The following is an 18,262-nucleotide window of genomic DNA, read 5'->3' on the forward strand; positions in this document are numbered from 1 at the left end:
ATACGTTCATTGGATGATCAAAGATGGCGCGACTGACCCGTGAACAAAGCCAAGCCTTGACGCGCGAAAAGCTTTTGGCTTCGGCCAGCGAGATGGTGGCCCGAGACGGCTATTCCGGCGCATCGATCGAGCGGATCGCAGAGGAGGCCGGCTTCTCGAAGGGGGCCTTCTACTCCAATTTCACGAACAAGGAAGACATCTTCCTGCAACTGCTGGAGCGCAACGCCGGCGGAGATGTGGTCGAACTGACCGAAAGGCTTCGCAGCGTTGACGAGCCGAAGGATGTCATCGAATCCATTTGCGAATGGGCCAACCAACGCGCCAGGGACAAGCGCTGGGGAACGCTGGCCATCGACCTGCTGCGCATCGCGCGCCGCGATAACACGCTGGAGGATCGGCACCTGCGCCTGTTCAGGGACCAGTGGGAAGGGCTGGGCAGGCTGTTGTCGGAGAAGCTGTTTCCGTATGGGGATGCGGAACCCCGGCCACTCTATGTCGGCGGTATCGTCCTCGAACTCGTCTATGGCGGCATGTCGAGTTTTATGGACGACAGGGCGCCCGGCGAAATGGTTCGAGTCGCGCTGACGTCGATGCACGAGGCTCATCTTTTTAGACATAAGAACGGAAAGGCCGTGCGCAAGCGGACTGCAGCGTCCTGACGCGAACCATGCCACGCCACGTTGGAAGGCCGACCGATGCTCCTTCGTGGACGTCGGGTGCCTATTCGTAGACAAGTCCCTTCAACCGCAGCCGTTCGCGCATTGAGTTGACGTCCAGGCTGAGCCTGCCTGCAGCGTAGAGGCGACGTTTGTCTTCCTCGGCCGCCTCCCGCTCTCGTGCCGTTCTCGCAACCAACTCGGCATTGGCACGGGGCACCACGCAGACGCCATCATCATCGGCGACGATCACGTCGCCAGGGCAGATGCGGGCACCGGCGCAGATGATCGGAACCTGGCAATCGCACAGCGTCTCCTTAACTGTTCCCTGAGCGAAGATCGCCTTCGACCAGACCGGGAACTTCATCGCTCGCAAAGCAGCCACATCGCGCACGCCGGCATCGATCACGAGGCCTCGGATGCCGAGCGCCATCGCCGATTCAGCCAGAAGGTCGCCGAAAAATCCGTCTTCGCATGGAGAGATCGGAGTCACGACGAGCACATCGCCCGGCCGCGCCTGCTCCAATGCAACATGAATGGTCCAGTTGTCGCCCGGCGCCACCTCGCAGGTAAGCGCATTGCCGCCGATCCTGGCGCCGTCATAGATGGGACGCAGCCGCGAGGCCAGCAGCCCCTTGCGTCCCTGGGCCTCGTGAACGGTTGCCACCCCCAGCGCGCCCAGTGCGTCGCACACTTCGATCGGCGTACGTTCGGTGTTTGTGACGACTTTTGCCATTGATATCTCCAGAGATTCGTGCCAGCCGGACCTCGCTAGCGACCCTGTCGCTTGAGCCTCTCGTCCAGCCGCGGGTAGACTTTGCGCGCATTGCCCTCGAACACCGCCGCGCGGTCGGCTTCGTCGAGGCCCAAAGCATCGATGTAACGGCGCGTGTCGTCGAAGTTGAAGCCGGTCAGCGGGTCAACCGCCTTGACCGCGCCCAGCAGTTCCGAGCCGAAGAGGATGTTGTCCGGACCGATCACGCGAAACAGCGTGTCGATCCCCGCCTGGTGGTAGACGCAGGTGTCGAAATAGACGTTGCGCATCAGGTGCGTGGCGAGATCCGGCTTTTCCATCATGATTGCCAGCCCGCGATAGCGGCCCCAGTGATAGGGAACCGCGCCGCCGCCGTGGGGAATGATTAGCTTGAGGTCTGGGAAAGCGCGAAACAGGTCGCCCTGGATCAGCTGCATGAACACCGTGGTGTCGGCATTGATGTAGTGCGCACCGGTGGTGTGCAGGCAGGCCGAGCACGCGCCCGAGACATGGATCATGGCCGGCACCTGGAGCTCGACCATCCTCTCGAAGAGCGGATACCAGTAGCGGTCATAGATTGGCGGCGCGGACCAGAAGCCGCCGGACGGATCGGGGTTAAGATTGCAGCCGACGAAGCCGAGCTCGTCCACACAGCGCTCGAGTTCAGCCAGCACAGGAGCGAGGTCACCGCTCATCGACTGCGGCAGCTGGCAGACACCGGCAAAGTTCAGCGGGAACAGGTCCACGATGCGCGCAATGAGATCATTGGAGACACGGGACCATTCGGCATTCAGCGCAGCGCTGCCGACATGATGACCCATGCCCGAGGCCCGGGGCGACAAAATTGTCACGTCCGAGCCGCGCTCCTGCTGAAGACGAAGCTGGTTTTCTTCGACGGTCGCGCGAAGCGTCTCGTCGCTTATGGCGGGATAGACCGGACCTGCGTCGCGCTGGCCCTCGGCAAACGCCACCTGGGCCTTGCGATAGGCATGATGCGCCGGGGGCTCGGTGGTGTAGTGACCGTGGCAGTCGATTATCATGGCATTCTCCAACCGCAGCTCAGGGCTCCAGCACATAGTTGGTGAAGCCACCGTCGCCCGAGGCTACGCCGTTGATCGCCTCATTGATCTGGTCCAGCGGATAGGTGTGGGCTTCCAGCGCAGACAGATCGACCGCGCCGGACCGGACCAGCTCCGCTATCTCGATGCCCTCCGCGGTGCTGAGCCAGGCCGAACCGGTGAGCACCATCGAATTGTCCATCCACCATTTGGTGTTGAACAGCATGTCGGCGCCCGTACCGCCGATGTTGACGATGGTGCCGCCGCGTTTGACGCCCATCATCGCGTCCCTCATGGCGTTGACGTCGGCCACCGCGCCAAGGCTGTCGAGCATGAGATCCGCGCCGGAGTGGTGCTTGGAGCGCACCCAGTCCGCGACCTTGCCGTCCAGGCTGGAAAAAATCTCGATCCGGTTCGGCGCGAGGCGCTTCAGCTTTTCCAGCAATGGCTTGCCGCGCGCGACCGCGTAGATGGTGGATATCCCCATGGCGAGCGCGAACATGGTGGCGCCGACACCCAGCGTCCCGGTCGCGCCGTTGATGATCAGCGACTTGCCCGCAAGGTTGCCCAGCTTCTTGAGCGCCGAATAGGACGTGCCGAGATAGCCCATGCGGGCAGCCTGCGGAAACGTCATATTGTCGGGTATCTTGACAATGGCGCTCTGGGGCGCGCGCATGAATTGAGCGAAGCCGCCGCCGGGATAGCGCTTGTAGATTTCCAGGCTGTTGCGATTGAACCCGAAATATCCGGCGAAGGTGAAGTAGTCGCACTTCATCTGGTTGCCGCTGGCGCAGGCGTGGCAGGCACCGCACGAACGCAACGGATTGACGTAGACACGGTCTCCGGGCTTCAAGGCAACGACCTGCTCGCCCACTTCGTGCACGATGCCGGCGGGGTCAAGGCCAAACGTCGCGGGCTTGGGAGGCAGCGGCTGGTGAGGATACCAGTTCTCCCAGTTGTTCAGCACGTTGGCGAGGTTCGGGACCATACCGCAGGCTTTGACCTCGACCACGACATCTGTTCCGCACGCTCGAGGCTTGGCGATCTCCTCGATCCGCATTGGTTCGTTTACCGCATGCAACCGTGCGGCGCGCATCATCACTGTCACGATGTTCCTCCTCAAATACCGCCAACCGGATCGAGTTGACATTCCGATTGGACTGTGGATACCGTACAGTATCTGGATTGGGAGACGCAAGACCCGATTTGCGGTGCCGGTACCAACCATCGCTGCTGCCCTCGGGCCTACGCTCGATTTCGCAGGGTGGCTGGCGGCCAAAACCGGGCCCGCTCACAACGACTGCAGCCGTCACGCTGCTGGGGAGGAGACGTACAATGCCGTTCGAGTTGCAGCCTCAGGACTGCCTGAGGATCCTATGTGGAGTCTGGTTCCTGCCGCATCTGATCGGGAAGGTCAGGAACTTCGATAAGGCGCCGGTCACATTTGAGAAGGCCGGTCTGAAGCCTGGCAAGGCATTCCTTGTCCTGACAATCGTCCTCGAGGTGCTTGCCGCGCTCGGCATGATTTTCAACGTCTATTCGAAAGCAGCAACCGGTTGCGCGATCGTCGTGCTGCTCGGAGCAGCCTACGCAGTGGTGAAGATCAACGGCGCCAAATGGCGCTGGCAGCAGATGGGACCGGAATTCCCGCTTTTTTGGGCGCTCGCTTGCCTCATCTCGGCACTGTGACTTTGAACATCTACCTGGGAGGTTTGATATGCAGGTTCGGCGCATCGTCACTGGCAGGGACAACGCCGGTAAGTCAGTGGTCGTCAGTGACGGTCCCTCCCCTGGGGAAATGGTCCTGCGCCACACGCCAGGTTTCGTATCGTCGCCACAGTGGAAAATCGAGGGGGCGCCAGAGCTGGGGAGCATCGACAACAAGGACCCCATGGAGACGACCGGCACCATGGTCATGCCGGCAGGCGGATCATCGTTCTGGATCATTACTTTCCCTCCCGACAGCGTCTACATGTCATCGGAATGGAACCCCGCGGTAGCTGGTCCCGAACTCATCGAGGCGTCACCTGGCATTGCCGAGCGGATGGAGCCGGACAGCCCTGGCATGCACCAGACCCCGACCGTCGACTACGTCACGGTGGTCAAGGGCAGACTGATCCTGGAACTCGATGACGGCAGGACTGTCGAGCTAAATGCCGGCGACACCGTAGTCCAGCAGGGCACTCGTCACGCATGGCGCAATCCAGGCGACCAGCCGGCGACGATCTCCGTGATCATGCTCGGCGCCACTGTCTGACGCGGCGGTTACCATCCCAGAGACCACACCAGCCTCGGCTGGGCTTCGGACCGCTCAGATCGTTGCCGCCACGTCGGCGAGGATCTGGCGCGTCCACGCATGCAGGCCCGAATAGTGAGAACGCTCGGTCCAATACATGTCGATCTGGATCAGCACCTCGAGAGGGAAAGGTTTTAACGTCAACTTGTCCGAAAGCCGGCGGGCCAGGCGATAGGGAATGGTCGCGACCAGCTCCGTGCCCCGGATCAATGCTTCAAGATTGTCGTGGCTCGGCACGATCACGCTCGGCGTAATCCTGACGTCGATTGCCCGAAGCGCCGCGAAGTACAACGCCTCCCACTGGCCATTGTGGGTCACGGCGATATGCCGCGTCTGCCGGTAGCGATCCATCGTCAGTTCGCCGGCCGCAAGCGGATGGCTGGAATCCATGATGCAAGCGTAGCGGTCGGTGAAGAGTTTACGCCGGTAGTAGATATCGCCGAAAATCGCCACCGGGCCGAGCACGATATCGCAAATGTTTTCCTTGAGCTGCTGCTTGCCGTGCACGGCGGATTCAAAAATGTTGACCGGGATCTGGGGCGCCTGCTGCTGGACCTGGCGCACGAAGGCCGGCATCAGGAACATACGCTCGTGATGGTTACAGGAGATCGTCACGCTGCCCGTGGACGTAGCGGGATCAAAACCTTGCAGAGAGGACAACGCCTGCATGCGCTCGAGGACATCGCGCGCTTCCTGGGCGAGCTGACGGCATTTGTCGGTCGACAGGATCGAGTTGCCCTGGCGAACGAACATCGGGTCGTTGAAGGCCTTTCGAAGCCGCTTGATCGAATAGCTGATCGTCGACTGATTGACGCCGAGGCGCTCCGACGCCTCTGAAAAGGACCGGGAGTCGCTGACCATGACCAATGCCTGCAAAGCATTCAGGTCGATCTGGGCAAGTTCCTCCGACAGCATGGCGCCTACTCTCTATGCAAAATTTCGATCACCTGTATCGAACCTATTGGGTTGTTAGATGTCCTGCAAGGGCTTAGCCGGAAAGGAGCTGCACAGGAGGATTGAAAATGGCTGCTAATCTCGAACAGAAGATCGCTGACGCTGGAAGCGCCCAAACCATGCTCTGGGAATCGCAGAGCCCGCCGATCGTCAGCACGCCGGTGACGCCGGAATTCACCAACTGGCGCGACGAACAGCTCGCTTGGCGCAGCAACGCCGTGCTCTATGACCAGTCGCACCATCTCGCCGACCTGAACATCCGCGGCAAGGATGCGCTGAAGCTCATCCGCGACACGGCGATCAACAGCGTTGAATACTTTCCCGTCAACGCCGCGAAGCAGTATGTAGCGGTCAACGACGAGGGCCAGCTCATCGGCGACAACATCCTGTTCCGCTATGAGGAAGACGAATTCCAGGCGGTGGGGATTCCGCCGACGATCAACTGGCTTCAGTATCATGCCGAGACCGGCGGTTACGACGTCGAGCTTGTGCGGGACAATCCGTCCTATGCCCGCAAGGGAAATCCGCTGTGCTACCGCTACGAGATCCAGGGACCTGGCGCGTTCAACGTGATCCGGGAACTCATCGGCGGCGAGCCGCCGGATGTGACGTTCTTCCACGGCACCCGCTTCACGATCGCCGGCAAGATGGTCCGCGCGCTTCGCCACGGCATGGCGGGCGAACCAGGCTTCGAGTTCGTCGGGCCCTGGGCCGATCATGAGGTCGTTCGGGCCGCTCTGCTCGAGGCGGGCAAAAAGCACAACATGATTCAGGTCGGCGGCCGGGCTTACCTGACCAACTCGCTCGAGTCCGGATGGCTTCCGCGCCCGTTGCCGGCGTTCTACTCGGGCAAGAGCACGGCGGGCTTCCGCAAGTGGCTTAGCGCGGACGAGATCGATGCCAATGTGTCTCTAGGCGGAAGCTTCTTTTCCGAAAACATCGAGGACTATTACTTCTCGCCCTACGACGTGGGCTACGGAAAGATCGTCAAATTCGACCACGACTTCATCGGCCGCAAGGCCCTCGAGGCCCAGGTCGCCGACGGCCAGACCACGGCCAACCGCAAGGTGACGCTGCAGTGGAACGGCGACGACGTCGCCAAGGCGTGGGCCTCGATGTACCAGCCAGGTGTCGGAGCGAAGTTCATCAACCTTCCGATCGCCCACTACGCGACCTATCACTACGACCGGGTCGAGGCGCCAAACGGAAGCTTGGCCGGGCGTTCGCTTCATACCGGATACTCGGCCAACTACCGTTCGATGATGTCGATCGCGGTCGTGGATGCGGCAGTGGCAGAGCCTGGCACCGAACTGGTGGTGGTCTGGGGCGAGCCCAAGCCATCCTCCAAGGTGCAGGTTGAAGACCACGTGCAGTTCAAGATCCGCGCCACCGTCCACCCGGCGCCGATCGACGCGCACGCACGCACCAGCTATCGCAAGAACGCCTAAGCCGCACGCCTGAACCGAGGGCGGCATCACGGCCGCCCTCTCCTCACGGCAACCGCACCCGACGACAACAGACTGGCGGGACCTCCTGCCGGTGTCGCCTTGCGACGCGAGAAACCGCCTTGCCCTTCAGCTCGGCCGTCAACCCGGAGACCGGGTATGGAAAAGTCCTATCTGCTTACGCTCCAATGCAAGAACCGGCCGGGCATCGTCGCCGGCGTGGCGAGCCGTTTGGCAGCACATGGCGCCAACATCACCGCGGCCCAGCAATTCGACGACTCCGAGACGGATCGGTTCTTCATGAGGGTAGCGTTCGATTTGCCTTCGCCCCTCGATGATCTCGCCGGGCGTTTTTCCGAGGAGGTCAACCGCTTCGGCCTGCAATGGACATTGCGGCCCCAGAACCTGCCCCGCAAGGTTCTGCTGCTTGTCTCGAAATTCGACCACTGCCTGGTAGACCTGCTTTACCGCCAACGACTGGGCGAGTTGCCCATGCAGGTTGTCGCCATCGTCTCCAACCATCCGCGAGAAGGTCTCAACCTAACCTCCGACGACACCATTCCCTTCCACCACTTCCCGATCAGCCATGAGACCAAGGCCACCCAGGAGGCGAAGATCAAGCGCGTGATCGAAGATAGCGGCGCCGAGCTTATCGTGCTGGCCCGCTATATGCAGATCCTATCCGACGACTTCTCAGCCTATCTCTCCGGCCGCTGCATCAACATCCACCATTCTTTCCTGCCGGGTTTCAAGGGCGCCAAGCCCTATCACCAGGCGCATGAGCGCGGCGTGAAGATGATCGGAGCAACGGCGCACTACGTCACCGAAGACTTGGACGAGGGTCCGATCATCGCCCAGGACGTCGAACATGTGACCCATGCCGACACGCCCGAGGACCTCGTTCGCAAGGGTCGGGACATCGAACGCCGCGTGCTGGCCCGCGCGGTCGCCTTCCACCTTCAGGATCGGGTCTTGCTCAATGGACGCAAGACCGTCGTCTTCGCCTAACAACGGAGCCACGCGCATGGAAGAAGCTGCTATCCGCCCCTCCTCTATCGACGCCTCGATCGAGATGGCGCCAAGCCAGGTGATCGACTCCCCTGACCTGCCGGGCCTTTTCCCGTCGGGGGTCCGGGTCTACATCACCGATATCGGCCTGGCGGACACGCCGACCCTGGTCAAGGCAGCGCGTCGCGTCGCGGACCTTGGCTACACCGCGGTTCCCCATATGGCCGCTCGCCGACTGACCACGCGCCAAGCGCTGGAAACGCGGGTGAAGGCTTTGGCTGAGGAAGCGGGTGTCCGCGACTTGCTCATCATCGGCGGCGACGTGGCTACCCCAGCCGGTTCATTTTCCTCCTCTTTCGAGGTGCTCCAGACTGGTTTCGTTGACAAGTACGGCATCACCGAGGTTGGTATAGCCGGCCATCCGGAAGGCAGTCGCGACTTTGGCGACGAGGCGGCGATTGCAGCGCTCCGGATGAAGAGCGCCTGGGCCGAGCGGACCGGGGCAAAGATGCGTGTCGTCACCCAATTTGGCTTCGACGCGGACAAGTTCATCGCCTGGGCGGACGGCCTGGCGGTTTCCGGGGTGGACCTGCCGATCCATCTTGGCGTGGCCGGTCCTGCCAAGATCACGACCTTGCTAAAATACGCCGCCTTGTGCGGCGTCGGCAATTCGCTGAATTTCTTGAAAAAGCGCAGCGCCTCGCTTGCCGCCCTTGCCACCAGTCACTCGCCGGAGAGCTTCGTCGGCCCGATCGAGCACCATCTGCGGGCAAAGCCGGAGTCGGCAATCGCGCAGCTGCATGTCTTTCCGTTTGGCGGCATCAAGAATACGGCCAGGTGGCTCTACGAGCGTGGCTCGTGGCAAGGCCTCGAAGCCGACGATCGCTCGTCGATCGCTTAAGCGCGCAGCCACCTCCCGAGAGCCGAGCCAGACCATGGCGCGCCGATCGTCGGCGCGCCATGGTCTCTCGTTGCCGCTACATGGGCGAATGTTGCGGCACGATTGCCACGCGCAGCCTATCAGTCAGCACCGCCGGACATCCGCGAGGACGTCCGGCGCGCTCAGGACAACGCGAAGCCGCCGTCAGCTGCGGCCGCGCCCCTCCGTTTCGATGCGCAGCGTGACCTCGTCCCCGATCAGGGGAAGATTGGCCGTCATGCCGAAGTCGCTGCGCTTCAACTTGGCAGTCGCGCTGAAGCCGGCCTCAAGACTGCCGTCCCACGGGTTCTTGCCCTGGCCGTTGAAGGTCACGTCGAGCGTCACCGGCTTGGTCACACCGGCGATGGTGAGATCGCCCGTGATGGTGCCCTGCTTGTCGCTGGACTTGGTGAATTTGGCGCCGACGAAGGTGATCTCCGGAAACTCGGTGGCATTGAACCAGTCGGCGCCCTGGATGTCGCTGTCGCGCTGGGCATTGTTGGTGGAGATGCTGGACACCTTGACCTTGGCCTGCAGCTTGCTGGCCTCAGGCGCGTCCTTGTCGAAGGTGAATTCCCCGGAGAACTCTTTTGCGACGCCGATGACGTTGGAGAAGCCGAGATGATTGATGAAGAACACTATGCCGGAATGAACCGGATCGATGTCGAACGTGATCGGCTGTGCGGTTGCCGGCCCGATTGGCGCCGTTGCGAGTGCAGCTAGCAAAGCTAGTTTCAGTCTGTAGTTCATTCCATCCTCCTTTGTTGATGCACGAAAAGCGAATTCACAGCGGAAGGCTGAACCCCTTCCGGGCCAGCATGACTGCGACTGCCGCGACGGCCGGCACCAGGCAAAACCCTGCGAAGACGAACGTGGCGAGTGCAGGGGTTTTCTGATCGAGACGATCGAGGATCACGCGGCAGGCCGAAGGGACCAGGAAAAGCAGCAGGAGCACCGCAAGGGCGAGAAGGTCGATCTTACGAGTGATCAGCGCGACGGTCTGCGCCACAGCCATCATGCCCGCCGCTCCGCCGAGCAAGGATGCCCATCCGAAGCGGTAATTCGGCCGGGACAGGTGCCCAACCACGATGCCGGCGATGCCAAAGGCGACGCCAAGAGACAGTTGCAGGCTGGATGATGAAGCCCCCATGAATGCAATGGGAGCAAAGCCTGCGCTGGCAACCGCGAGCATGATCGCAGGGCGCAGGCCTGATCCCTCATCGGGATAGTCAGCTTCCCGATGAAGTGCATATAGCGCTGCCGCTCCGGCCAGAGCGGCGACAACCAGGTCGAAAGGCTGCGCCAGGGCAATCGTATCGCCGATGTAAGCTGCTGAGGCGACCGGCATTGCCGCCAACAGCAACTGTCCGAGCCTGCGGCTGCCTGTCCATTCCGTCGCCACGCCCAGGATCGATCCAACCGCCGCCAGGTAGAACACCTTGTTGACGGCGCCGACCGGAGGGAAGGACGGAAGGCGATTGTAGGTCAACCAGTAGGACAGGAAGAAGCCGAGCGGGATCAAGAGATCGTACCAACGGCGATCGACGCGCCCCCATCGCATCAGGCCGCTCAAGGCGAACGACAAAAGGCCGCAAATGGCGACCGCCAGCATAACGGCCTCCTGCGGCGATCGGGCAACGCCAATCACGTCGCATTACCGTTGTTGGCTATAGGATAGCGGGCACACGCTCGCGGCACCTTGCGGCAGGATGAAGTCACACCGTCCTCCCCGGTCTGAGTTCTCCATGACCGGCCCCTTCCGGATACCGGTCAGATTTCAAATACCAAAGCGTATCTCACTAACCTTGTCAATCCGACTGGGCAGCTGGCCGGAACCCGCCTCGCCTTAGTGCAGGTGCACCGGCGAAGTCGGTTGACATACGACTCAGACTTCAAATACTGTATGGTATCTAAAGTGGGACAGACGCGGAAGCGCCGGTTCCGCTGACACGCCTGGGAGGAGTGCGTGGCTGTGCAGGAACATATCAACGCCTATTTGCCTGTGCTCGCGGCGGATGGCGTATCGGTCAGCTTCGGAGGCGTGCAGGCGCTCGACAATGTCTCGCTCGACGTCGGCGGTGGCGAGATTTGCGGCTTGATCGGCCCGAATGGCGCGGGAAAGACCACCTTCCTGAATGCCATCACCTGCCTTGCACGCCTTCAACGCGGCACCGTAGAGCTGTCGGGTCGGATAATCTCCAATTCGGCGGTGCGCGACATCATCGGCCTCGGGATCGCCCGGACGTTCCAAAATGTCGGCGTGTACGGCTCGCTGAGCGTCCTGGAGAACGTCATGCTCGGCGCACACCACAAGATGGGTGGAAAAGTCGCGCGTGCCCTTCTCAATCCCTTCGGTGCGTGGGCCGAGGAGAAGACGGTCCGCCGCAAGGCTGAATCAATTCTGGATGAGTTGGGAATGGCCGCATTATCGAGCGTGCGCGCCGACTCCCTGCCCTATCCGTTGCAAAAGCGGATGGAGATCGCACGCGCCCTGGCGGCCGAGCCCAAGCTCCTGTTGCTGGATGAGCCGGCCGGCGGACTGACCCATGGCGAGGTCACCGAATTCGGCACCCTCGTCAATACGATCCGGCATAGCCGCAGGCTCTCGATCCTCCTGATCGAGCATCACATGGGCTTGGTCATGAGCCTGTGCGACCGGATCCATGTGTTCCACCTGGGTCGAAATCTGGCGTCAGGACGCCCCGAAGAAATCAGGACCAATGAAGCCGTCATCGGCGCCTATCTCGGGAGGAGCACGTGAGACTGCTTGACGTCCGCAATCTCTCGGCCTCCTACGGCAAGGTACGGGCGCTTTTTGACTGCTCGCTCGCAATCGCGCAGAACGAATTCGTCGTCCTGCTCGGCGCCAATGGCGCGGGAAAAACCACTTTGCTGCGCGCGCTTTCGGGCACGATCCGCTCGGCCGGCGAGATCGCCTATATGGGAAGCGACTTGCAAAAGATGGCGCCGGAACGGCGTCTGCAACGCGGCTTAGCGCAGATTCCCCAGGGCAGAGGCACTTTCACGGAATTCACGGTCGACGAGAATCTGACGCTGGGCGCCACAATCGTCTCCGATGCCCGCCAGGTCCGACAGGACAAGGAGCGGTGGTACGATCGCTTTCCGCGATTGCGCGAACGACGCTCCCAACTGGCCGGCAATCTGAGCGGAGGCGAGCAGCAGATGCTCGCGGTTGCGCGAGCGCTCATGTCGCGGCCAAAACTGCTGCTATGCGACGAGCCGTCATTGGGTCTCGCACCCGTCATCACGCGCGAAATATTCGCGATCTTCAAGGAACTCCGCGACATCGATGGCTTGACGCTCTTGGTCGTGGAGCAGAACGCGGACCTGTCGCTCAAGTTCGCCGACCGCGCCTATGTCATCGAGGCCGGGCATATCGTGGCCGGCGGCTCAGCCGGCGCGATACTTGCAGATGAGCATATCCAGAAATCTTACCTTGGGGACTAACGTGGCGACGTTTTACCAGATCATTGTTTGCGGCATTGCCCCAGGCGGAGTCTACGCCGTGCTGGTCATTGCCCTCGTGCTGGTCTCGCGTCTTACAAGGCGGGCGTCGGCCGACCGCCTCGATGCAGCCTCCTTCATCGACATTCACGATACCGCCGGACTGCCATTCCTGATGGTGGTAACCGCCATTTCCCCGTCCTCAAACGCCAGGGTTCCCTTGGCCAAGGCTCTCGGATCGAAGGCGCGCAGGTCGACGGCCTCGGCGTTGCAGTTGGGAGGCTGGGCTTGACCCTTTTCCTGCAAATCGTCCTCAGCGGTCTTGCCACCGGCGCCATCTATGCGGCTCTTGCCCTTGCACTGGTGTTGATCTTTCGCGCCACCAACGTCGTCAATTTCGGTCAAGGCGAAATGGCGACTTTCTCGGCATACTGCACCTGGCAGCTATGCCTGTGGGGCCTGCCATTGTGGCTTTCGATTGCAATCGGCCTGGCCGGTTCCTTTGTGCTGGGAATCTTGGCGTTTCGGGTCTTCGTCCGCCCGCTCCTGGCAGCACCAGTCGAGGCGACAGTGGTCGTCACGCTCGGCATGTTTGTGCTCTTCCAGGCGATGGTGACGTGGCTCTGGGGCGCCGAGCAGAAGCCGTTCCCCAGCCTTTTTCCCGAAGGCAGCTTCAGCCTCGGTGAGGTACAGGTGCTGGCTTCGTCGGCCGGTACCTTGCTGATCCTCATTGTCCTGGCCGCGGCCATCGCCTCCCTCTTCGCCTTCACAAGGCTTGGGCTCTCCATGCGTGCCGCGGCCTTCGACCGCGTTCGCAGCGTTCTGGTGGGCATCAACGTCGAGCGCATGCTGATGCTCGGCTGGGGTTTCGCCGCGGCGATCGGAATGATCGCGGCGGTGCTGGTCGCGCCACGGCTGTTTTTGAGCCCGACCATGATGACCCCGATCCTATTCTACGGCCTTGCCGCGGCAACCGTTGGCGGCTGGGACAGTCCGCTCGGCGCGATAGCCGGAGGCCTTCTGGTGGGCGTCAGCGAGAGCCTTGGCGCCAACTACATCGGCTTTCTGGGTGCGGACATGCGCATCGCGGTCCCGATCGGGCTCACCCTTTTCGTCCTGCTGGTCAAGCCGGTCGGTCTGTTCGGCTCACAGAAGGTCACCAAGCTATGAGCAACGACATTCGGCGCACGGTCGCGGCAACCGCTGGTTTTGTGCTGGTCGCCGCATTGCTGCCGGCCACTTTGTCAGGCTTCCAGTTGCAGCAGGTGAGCATCGCCATCTCCTATGCGGTCGCCATTCTTGGCCTCAACCTGCTTATGGGGTTTGCCGGGCAGATCTGCCTCGCCCAGGGGACGCTGTTCGGCATCGGCGCCTACGTCACCGCCATCTTGAACGCGACCTATGGCGTCCACCCGTTGGCGACCCTGCCTGCGGCAGCTGTTTTTACCGCGCTGGCCGGTCTCGTCGTCGGACTGCCGGCCCTGCGTCTGCAGGGGCTGCAACTTGCGATCATCACGTTTGGTGTCGCGGCGGCCTTTCCGCAGCTTCTGTTGAAGCTCGGCAGTTGGACGGGCGGAGTCTCCGGCTTGCCGATCGATTCCCTGGAGCCGCCTGCGTTCCTGGCCGATTACTCCGAGCTCTGGCTCTATCTGGTGTCGCTTGGGTGCGCCTGCGTCGCGGCATTCATCGTCTATCTCGTTCTCCTCGGCGACGTCGGCCGCGCGCTCCAGGCGCAACGGGACAGTCCGCAGATCGCGGAGGCTCTCGGCGTCAACCTGACCAAGACCAAGCTGTGGGCGTTCGCCATCAGCTCTGCGCTCGCTGGCCTTGGCGGCGGCGTCTTCGCGATCCTCAACGGCTTCATCAGCCCGCAGTCCTTTCTCGCCTCACTTTCCATCACCATCGTGATCGGGAGCATCATCGGCGGCTCGACAAGCATTGTCGGCGCCTTCATCGGCGGGCTGTTCATCACCTTCGTCCCGACATGGACGTCCAACATCAATCTCGCACTCGGCAACGTCATCTACGCGCTGGCACTGATCGGCATCATGCTTCTGGCGCGCGGAGGGGTTGCCGGTCTGCTGGAGAGACTCGCCGCTGCCTTGAAGGCCCGGTCGAACGCCAACGGCAAAGCCGGATCAATGAGCCAATCAGGGAGGAAGTTATGAGACCATGTATGCCAAGAATGCTTGCGACGGCGGCAATACTTGCGCTGGCCGTCGGTGTCGCTCCGGCGAAAGCTGACGAGACACCGGGCATCACCGACAGCACCGTGAAGATCGGCATCACCGGTCCGCTCACCGGTCCCGTCGCCGTCGTCGGCGCGGTCGCAGAAGGCATCCGCGCCCGGGTCGAGGCCGCCAATTCCCACGGCGGCGTCAAGATGTCCGACGGCAAGACCCGCAAGATCGAGCTCGTGATCAAGGACGACATGCTCGATCCGCAGCGAACGCTTGCGAATGTGCGCGAGATGGTGGAGCAGGACAAAGTTTTCGCTCTTGTCGGCACGGCTGCCACGCCGAACAATGTCGCCATCGGACGTTATATCGAACAACGCAAAGTGCCCAATGTCTTCATGTATTCAGGCGTCCACAAGCTGAACGCGCCGCACGAGGAAATAGGGTTCGTCCCGGCCTTCTCGACCGAGGCGGCGTCGTTCGCCACTTATCTGAAGGACAACAAGCCCGAGGCAAAGGTCGCGCTCCTCTATCTCAACACCGAGACCGGCGAAACCTTCATGAAGGCCTTCGACAAGGCCATCGACGGCTCAGGCGTCAAGGTCGTCGATCGGCAACCGGTGACTTCGCAGGATCCGACCGTCGAAACGCAACTGACAGCGCTCAAGGCTTCCGGCGCCGATACGCTGGTGATCATCGCCGCGCCGCAACAAGGCGGTGAAGCAATCCGCTTCCAGGCCGAGAGCGGCTGGAAGCCGCTGACGCTCGTCACCAACCTTTCCTCGGCCTACCCGATCCTGCAGGCGGTGGGGCTCGAGAACGCCAAGGGCATCATCACCTCGAATTTCCTGAAACCGATCGTTAGCCCGGAAAAAACCGGTGATGCGGGCATCGACCAGTATCTGGACGATATCGCCGCGGCCAAGGTCAACTTCGTCTTCGCCAACACGATCGGACAGGTCGGCTACGCGACCGGCGATGCTCTTGTGAAGGCGCTCGAGCACATGAAGAAGCCGACCCGGGCTGAGCTCCTCGACACCGTCTTCAACATGCAGAAGTGGGACGATCCACTATTGCTGGACGGGATCAAGCTGAACACCAAAGCCGGCTCCGATATTTTCCCGATTGAGGCACTGCAGCTCTATCAGTTCGACGGGCAGAAGTACGTGCCTGTTGGCAAGCTTCTGGATTTCGAGGGCAAGACGGAAGAGTAACGGACGACCGACACAGGTTGCTGCCGGCTGCGAGCGTCCGCGTTTTGCGGGCGCCTTTCTCGCGAGGGCGAATTTCGATTTGTTGAGCGATTCGTGAGCCGACAATATCGTCGGCAGTCCTATCTGCGATCCGTTTTTGCCGGAAGTCATTCGGCAGAAGATGCTGGCGAAGGCGAATCCGGATTCTGTTGCGCGTGACGGCAGATCCAGCTTCAGGCAGTTTGCACCTGCTCTGCGTACCGGACGCAACTTCCCCATTCTAGCCAGTATGGTAGAGATTGGGGCTGGTGCAAATTCCGGTACGAACGGCAATGAACCTTCAAACCAGAGCCCGGTCCATTCTCGATAGCGAAGTCGTCTGGGACGCCCATTCCGGCTTCATGCCGGATCCTGCCGCGGACTTGAACAACCTGCGGATCTGGCGAGACGCCGGTGTCGACTATCTGTCCATCGATGTCGGGTTCGATCTTCTGTCCTGGGAATTGACGGTAACCAATCTCAGCTGCTTCCGCCACTGGATCCTGGCGCGTCCCGCCCACTACGTGCTGGTCTCGTCGGCCGACGAAATCCTCGCTGCCAAGGCGCAAGGCAAGCTGGCGGTCACCTTTGACATCGAAGGCATGAACGCCCTGGACGGCCGGATTGAGATGGTCGAGTTCTACCATGGCCTTGGCGTGCGCCAGATGCTTTTCGCCTATAACCGCAACAACCTTGCCGGCGGCGGATGCCATGACGAAGACCCGGGTCTGACCGCGTTCGGTCGGCAGGTGATCGACGAGATGAACCGCCTCGGCATGTTCGTGGATGTGAGCCACACCGGCTATCGCACCACCATGGACGTGATGGAGTACACGGACCGGCCAGTCATCTTCTCGCACTCCAATCCGAAAGCGCTCTGCGCCCACGGTCGCAACATCACGGACGAGCAGATCAAGGCCTGCGCCCGCACCGGCGGCATCGTCGGCGTTGTCGGGCTCAGTCGTTTCCTTGGCGAGGCGCGCACCGATTCCGAACGGCTTGCCGACCATGTCGAATATCTGATCGATCTCGCTGGCCCACGCCATGTTGGCATCGGCCTCGACCATGCTTTCCCGGTCGAGATCGAAGGCATCGACGACATCATCGCCAGCAATCCGCATTTCTGGCCGAAGAGCGAATATGCGGGAGAAACGACCTATTCGGCACCAGCCCAAATGAAAGAGCTGACCGAGGTTCTGCTTCGTCGCGGTCAGCCGGAAGGAGCGGTCCGCGACGTCATAGGCGGCAACTTCATGCGCCTTGCCCGGGAAATCTGGAAATAACCACCGGAGCAGCTGTCGAGCGCTCCGTGGGACCTTCTTTTGGTCAGGCGGGTTGGTCCGCGCCAAGAAGGACGCGCAGCTTCGCGACGGCCGCATCCGGACTGGTCGATACGGGGATGTTCGTCGCCGCTTTGACCGCATCCCGCGCGCGCGCCATGGAGAACTGTGCCAAGACGATCGCATCGAAATCCTTCAGCTTGGCGGCTTCAGCCGCGATCAGCCGGTTGTGGGTTTCCACGTCTCCTGCACGCACCGCCTCGATCGCGCCCGGCACGAAATAGCTCGTGATGGTGGCAGCTTGGCCCATACGGGCGGCTTCGTCCCGGAACTCCTGCTCCATTCCTTCCCTCGACGGCGGGAAAGTGTAGAGCATTGCGGTGCGACCGCCACGGCGGATCGCCGTCTCAAACATGGCCTCGTTCGGTTTCAGAACCGGAACGTCCAGCTTCGCCGCGGCCTGTTCAATCGCTTGCCCGAACGCCGAGCAGGTGAACAGCACGGCATCGCTTCCGATCGAACGGGCATAGCTGGCCAAGGCCTCGACGCGCCGGACCATGTCGCTCGTCAGGTCAGCGGTTTTGGCGCGGTCCACTGCCAGGCTGTCCTCGAGGATATTGACGGTTTCGGCGCCAGGCCATCCCGCTTCGAACGCCCATCTGATCGGCTCCATCGAGATGGGCGTGGCATGGATCAGGGCAATGCGAGGCTGTGACGTCATTGTGCGAGACGAATGATAAACGAGGCCGCCCCGAGAGCAAGCGGCGTTGGTACCGATGACTATTTCGGGGCTGCCGCCGCGAAGACCCATACGCTCTCGGCAGGGATCCGCGCCCATACATTGCCCGAGGCAAGTTGCCGCGCGCCGTGGGGCGGGGGGGGGGGGGGGCCCCCCCCCCGCCGCGGCGCCCGACGCGGGGGGGGGGGGGGGGGGGGGGGGCGGGGCGGGGGGGGGGGGGGGGGGGGGGGGGGGGGGGGGGGGGGGGGGGGGCGGGGGGGGGGGGGGGGGGGGGGGGGG

At 62.0% G+C, this 18,262-nt stretch carries 21 protein-coding genes; 13 read left to right on the forward strand and 8 right to left on the reverse strand.

The window, feature by feature from the left end; genetic code table 11:
* Positions 1 to 23 precede the first annotated feature (23 nt).
* Entirely contained in the window at positions 24 to 659 is a 636-nt protein-coding gene (locus tag P9230_RS21240) for a TetR/AcrR family transcriptional regulator (protein ID WP_127246384.1), read from the forward strand.
* Positions 660 to 720: 61 nt separating this feature from the next.
* Here P9230_RS21240 and P9230_RS21245 read toward each other — a convergent pair whose 3' ends face one another.
* Genes P9230_RS21245 through P9230_RS21255 form a run of 3 tightly spaced genes read right to left on the reverse strand, consistent with a single transcriptional unit; the run spans position 721 to position 3,567 of the window.
* Positions 721 to 1,392 (reverse strand): 4-carboxy-4-hydroxy-2-oxoadipate aldolase/oxaloacetate decarboxylase, encoded by a 672-nt coding sequence (locus tag P9230_RS21245; protein ID WP_127246385.1) that lies wholly within the window; start codon positions 1,390 to 1,392, stop codon positions 721 to 723.
* Positions 1,393 to 1,427: 35 nt separating this feature from the next.
* Positions 1,428 to 2,450 (reverse strand): amidohydrolase family protein, encoded by a 1,023-nt coding sequence (locus P9230_RS21250; RefSeq protein ID WP_127246386.1) that lies wholly within the window; start codon positions 2,448 to 2,450, stop codon positions 1,428 to 1,430.
* A gap of 19 nt (positions 2,451 to 2,469) precedes the next feature.
* Positions 2,470 to 3,567 (reverse strand): alcohol dehydrogenase catalytic domain-containing protein, encoded by a 1,098-nt coding sequence (locus tag P9230_RS21255; protein WP_164763725.1) that lies wholly within the window; start codon positions 3,565 to 3,567, stop codon positions 2,470 to 2,472.
* A 236-nt stretch (positions 3,568 to 3,803) separates the two neighbouring features.
* On the opposite strand from P9230_RS21255, the gene P9230_RS21260 reads away from it, so the two are divergent.
* Both P9230_RS21260 and P9230_RS21265 read left to right on the forward strand, forming a co-directional pair.
* Positions 3,804 to 4,157, forward strand: coding sequence for a DoxX family membrane protein (locus P9230_RS21260; RefSeq protein WP_066997887.1), 354 nt, complete (start codon positions 3,804 to 3,806; stop codon positions 4,155 to 4,157).
* A gap of 28 nt (positions 4,158 to 4,185) precedes the next feature.
* Positions 4,186 to 4,725 (forward strand): cupin domain-containing protein, encoded by a 540-nt coding sequence (locus tag P9230_RS21265; RefSeq protein WP_066997890.1) that lies wholly within the window; start codon positions 4,186 to 4,188, stop codon positions 4,723 to 4,725.
* A 54-nt stretch (positions 4,726 to 4,779) separates the two neighbouring features.
* Here the strand turns inward: P9230_RS21265 and P9230_RS21270 are convergent, their stop codons facing one another.
* A complete protein-coding gene (locus P9230_RS21270) occupies positions 4,780 to 5,679 on the reverse strand; it encodes a LysR family transcriptional regulator (protein WP_278120791.1) in 900 nt (299 codons plus the stop codon).
* Between the two features lie 107 nt (positions 5,680 to 5,786).
* Here P9230_RS21270 and P9230_RS21275 point away from each other — a divergent pair, with 107 nt between their 5' ends.
* From P9230_RS21275 to P9230_RS21285, 3 genes are all read left to right on the forward strand, one after another.
* On the forward strand, positions 5,787 to 7,166 hold the full coding sequence (locus P9230_RS21275; protein WP_278120792.1) for an aminomethyl transferase family protein: 1,380 nt from the start codon (positions 5,787 to 5,789) through the stop codon (positions 7,164 to 7,166).
* Between the two features lie 156 nt (positions 7,167 to 7,322).
* Positions 7,323 to 8,171, forward strand: coding sequence for a formyltetrahydrofolate deformylase (purU, locus tag P9230_RS21280; protein WP_067327888.1), 849 nt, complete (start codon positions 7,323 to 7,325; stop codon positions 8,169 to 8,171).
* 16 nt (positions 8,172 to 8,187) lie between these two features.
* Positions 8,188 to 9,072, forward strand: coding sequence for a methylenetetrahydrofolate reductase (locus tag P9230_RS21285; protein WP_278120793.1), 885 nt, complete (start codon positions 8,188 to 8,190; stop codon positions 9,070 to 9,072).
* Between the two features lie 183 nt (positions 9,073 to 9,255).
* On the opposite strand, the gene P9230_RS21290 is transcribed toward P9230_RS21285, so the two are convergent.
* Both P9230_RS21290 and P9230_RS21295 read right to left on the reverse strand, forming a co-directional pair.
* Positions 9,256 to 9,840 carry a YceI family protein gene (locus P9230_RS21290; RefSeq protein ID WP_067327886.1) on the reverse strand — a complete coding sequence of 195 codons (585 nt, stop codon included), beginning with the start codon at positions 9,838 to 9,840 and terminating at the stop codon, positions 9,256 to 9,258.
* Between the two features lie 34 nt (positions 9,841 to 9,874).
* Positions 9,875 to 10,612, reverse strand: coding sequence for a hypothetical protein (locus P9230_RS21295; protein ID WP_278120794.1), 738 nt, complete (start codon positions 10,610 to 10,612; stop codon positions 9,875 to 9,877).
* Between the two features lie 444 nt (positions 10,613 to 11,056).
* On the opposite strand from P9230_RS21295, the gene P9230_RS21300 reads away from it, so the two are divergent.
* From P9230_RS21300 to P9230_RS21330, 7 genes are all read left to right on the forward strand, one after another.
* Positions 11,057 to 11,851, forward strand: a complete 795-nt coding sequence (locus tag P9230_RS21300; RefSeq protein ID WP_067327884.1) for an ABC transporter ATP-binding protein — start codon at positions 11,057 to 11,059, stop codon at positions 11,849 to 11,851.
* Positions 11,848 to 12,558 (forward strand): ABC transporter ATP-binding protein, encoded by a 711-nt coding sequence (locus P9230_RS21305; RefSeq protein ID WP_066997920.1) that lies wholly within the window; start codon positions 11,848 to 11,850, stop codon positions 12,556 to 12,558. Before P9230_RS21300 ends, P9230_RS21305 begins: the two co-directional genes overlap by 4 nt.
* A 1-nt stretch (position 12,559) precedes the next feature.
* Complete coding sequence (locus tag P9230_RS21310; protein WP_067327883.1) at positions 12,560 to 12,847, forward strand: hypothetical protein; 288 nt, start codon at positions 12,560 to 12,562, stop codon at positions 12,845 to 12,847.
* Entirely contained in the window at positions 12,844 to 13,725 is an 882-nt protein-coding gene (locus P9230_RS21315) for a branched-chain amino acid ABC transporter permease (protein WP_067327882.1), read from the forward strand. Before P9230_RS21310 ends, P9230_RS21315 begins: the two co-directional genes overlap by 4 nt.
* The gene (locus P9230_RS21320) at positions 13,722 to 14,723 is read left to right on the forward strand and encodes a branched-chain amino acid ABC transporter permease (RefSeq protein ID WP_278120795.1); all 1,002 of its coding nucleotides are present in this window, start codon (positions 13,722 to 13,724) and stop codon (positions 14,721 to 14,723) included. The genes P9230_RS21315 and P9230_RS21320 overlap by 4 nt, the downstream gene beginning before the upstream one ends.
* Positions 14,724 to 14,731: 8 nt before the next feature.
* Positions 14,732 to 15,946, forward strand: a complete 1,215-nt coding sequence (locus tag P9230_RS21325; protein WP_278120796.1) for an ABC transporter substrate-binding protein — start codon at positions 14,732 to 14,734, stop codon at positions 15,944 to 15,946.
* Between the two features lie 311 nt (positions 15,947 to 16,257).
* Positions 16,258 to 17,247, forward strand: a complete 990-nt coding sequence (locus P9230_RS21330) for a membrane dipeptidase (protein WP_278120797.1) — start codon at positions 16,258 to 16,260, stop codon at positions 17,245 to 17,247.
* A 43-nt stretch (positions 17,248 to 17,290) separates the two neighbouring features.
* Here P9230_RS21330 and P9230_RS21335 read toward each other — a convergent pair whose 3' ends face one another.
* Together P9230_RS21335 and P9230_RS21340 are read right to left on the reverse strand one after the other, a co-directional pair.
* Positions 17,291 to 18,055: an arylsulfatase gene (locus tag P9230_RS21335; RefSeq protein WP_347404007.1), complete on the reverse strand. Its 765-nt coding sequence runs from the start codon at positions 18,053 to 18,055 to the stop codon at positions 17,291 to 17,293.
* A partial coding sequence (locus tag P9230_RS21340; RefSeq protein ID WP_278120798.1) for a hypothetical protein occupies positions 18,025 to 18,262 on the reverse strand: 238 nt, incomplete at its 5' end. The genes P9230_RS21335 and P9230_RS21340, both read right to left, overlap by 31 nt.

It is taken from the genome of Mesorhizobium sp. WSM4887, assembly GCF_029625865.1.
Classification (GTDB): domain Bacteria; phylum Pseudomonadota; class Alphaproteobacteria; order Rhizobiales; family Rhizobiaceae; genus Mesorhizobium.

Coding starts and splice junctions, on each gene's coding strand:
- P9230_RS21240 (WP_127246384.1), top strand. CDS start 24: ATGGCGCGACTGACCCGTGAACAAAGCCAAGCCTTGACGCGCGAAAAG.
- P9230_RS21245 (WP_127246385.1), bottom strand. CDS start 1,392: ATGGCAAAAGTCGTCACAAACACCGAACGTACGCCGATCGAAGTGTGC.
- P9230_RS21250 (WP_127246386.1), bottom strand. CDS start 2,450: ATGATAATCGACTGCCACGGTCACTACACCACCGAGCCCCCGGCGCAT.
- P9230_RS21255 (WP_164763725.1), bottom strand. CDS start 3,567: ATGATGCGCGCCGCACGGTTGCATGCGGTAAACGAACCAATGCGGATC.
- P9230_RS21260 (WP_066997887.1), top strand. CDS start 3,804: ATGCCGTTCGAGTTGCAGCCTCAGGACTGCCTGAGGATCCTATGTGGA.
- P9230_RS21265 (WP_066997890.1), top strand. CDS start 4,186: ATGCAGGTTCGGCGCATCGTCACTGGCAGGGACAACGCCGGTAAGTCA.
- P9230_RS21270 (WP_278120791.1), bottom strand. CDS start 5,679: ATGCTGTCGGAGGAACTTGCCCAGATCGACCTGAATGCTTTGCAGGCA.
- P9230_RS21275 (WP_278120792.1), top strand. CDS start 5,787: ATGGCTGCTAATCTCGAACAGAAGATCGCTGACGCTGGAAGCGCCCAA.
- purU (WP_067327888.1), top strand. CDS start 7,323: ATGGAAAAGTCCTATCTGCTTACGCTCCAATGCAAGAACCGGCCGGGC.
- P9230_RS21285 (WP_278120793.1), top strand. CDS start 8,188: ATGGAAGAAGCTGCTATCCGCCCCTCCTCTATCGACGCCTCGATCGAG.
- P9230_RS21290 (WP_067327886.1), bottom strand. CDS start 9,840: ATGAACTACAGACTGAAACTAGCTTTGCTAGCTGCACTCGCAACGGCG.
- P9230_RS21320 (WP_278120795.1), top strand. CDS start 13,722: ATGAGCAACGACATTCGGCGCACGGTCGCGGCAACCGCTGGTTTTGTG.
- P9230_RS21325 (WP_278120796.1), top strand. CDS start 14,732: ATGCCAAGAATGCTTGCGACGGCGGCAATACTTGCGCTGGCCGTCGGT.
- P9230_RS21330 (WP_278120797.1), top strand. CDS start 16,258: ATGAACCTTCAAACCAGAGCCCGGTCCATTCTCGATAGCGAAGTCGTC.
- P9230_RS21335 (WP_347404007.1), bottom strand. CDS start 18,055: ATGGGTCTTCGCGGCGGCAGCCCCGAAATAGTCATCGGTACCAACGCC.